The sequence below is a fragment of the Acutalibacter intestini genome (assembly GCF_034334985.1).
Taxonomy (GTDB): Bacteria; Bacillota; Clostridia; order Oscillospirales; family Acutalibacteraceae; genus Acutalibacter; species Acutalibacter intestini.
The window spans coordinates 1-1324 of the sequence record NZ_JAWXXL010000100.1 but is presented as its reverse complement, the minus strand read 5'-3'; the positions used below and the strand labels follow the sequence as shown (position 1 = coordinate 1324).

Sequence of the window (1324 nt, the reverse complement as noted above, 5' to 3'; positions counted from 1 at the left end):
GGCGAGCTGCAAACCGGTGATTCCATTCCCTCCATGCGCGCTTTGGCGAAGTCCATTCATGTAAGTGTTACATCCGTACAGAAAGCATATGAAGACCTGCAGCGGGACGGCTTCATCGAAACAACGGTGGGGCGAGGGAGCTTTATCACGGCAAATAACAAGGACTTCTATCAGGAGGAGCGGCAGAGGCAGATGGAAGAACACCTGCAGGAAGCGGCGGAAATTGCCCGGACCAGCGGCATCTCGCTGGGAAAAACCATAGAATTGCTGACGATGTTCTATCAGGAGGAGGAATAGACGATGGATAACATTTTAGAGGTCAGAAACCTAACGAAACAATATGCGGATTTCACATTGGATCATGTGTCCTTTTCAATTCCGAAAGGAACGATTATGGGGCTGATCGGTGAAAACGGCGCCGGCAAGAGTACCACAATCAATGCTATTTTGGATCTGATTCATAAGGATGACGGAACGGTGACCTTCTGGGGGCAGGAACTGTCCTCTGCAAAGCAGCTGAAGGAAGATATCGGTGTTGTATTTGACGGGATCAATTTCTACGAGACGCTGACAGCGGCCAAGGTGGGAAAAATCTCTCAGACAGCGTATAAGCAGTGGGACGACCGCCCGTATCGAGAGTATCTGAACCGCTTTCAGCTTCCTGCGGATAAAGAGATTAAGACTTTTTCCAAGGGAATGAAGATGAAGCTTTGCATCGCAGTGGCGCTTTCGCACAGGCCGAAGCTGCTGATTTTGGATGAGGCTACCAGCGGTCTTGATCCGGTGATGCGGGACGATATTCTGGACGTTTTCCTGGAATTCGTACAGGACGAGGAACATTCTATTATGATCTCCTCGCATATCACCACCGACCTGGAAAAGGTTGCGGACTCTATTACGTTTATTCACCAAGGAAAAGTGCTGTTCTGCAAAGCAAAGGATGAGCTTCTATACCACTATGGCATAATCCGCTGCGGAGCTACTGCCTTTGACGAAATTGACAAATCAGAGATTCTTGCGTATCGGAAAGAAGATTACCAGTGGAACGTGCTGGTAAAGGATAAAGAAAAGGCAAGGCGGCGATATAAAAACGCAGTGGTGGATGATGTCGCTATTGATGATATTTTGCTTTTGTATGTGAAAGGAGAGAAAATAAAATGAAAAGCTTGATTTTGAAAGACCTATATAATATCGGACATAACATGAAGTCTATGCTTTTGGTTTTGGTCATCTTGGCAGTCGGACTGATTTCTTCCGCTGGCACAGAAAGCTATGTGGTTGCCAGCGGCGTGATCTGCGGAACGATGGTCATCACAACATTTTC

General features: G+C 47.2%; 2 protein-coding genes. Both read left to right on the top strand.

Annotated elements, in window-relative coordinates; translation table 11 throughout:
- A partial coding sequence (locus tag U8U68_RS21830) for a GntR family transcriptional regulator (RefSeq protein WP_322204557.1) occupies positions 1-297 on the top strand: 297 nt, incomplete at its 5' end.
- Between the two features lie 3 nt (positions 298-300).
- On the top strand, positions 301-1161 hold the full coding sequence (locus U8U68_RS21825; RefSeq protein ID WP_322204554.1) for an ABC transporter ATP-binding protein: 861 nt from the start codon (positions 301-303) through the stop codon (positions 1159-1161).
- Positions 1162-1324: the final 163 nt, after the last annotated feature.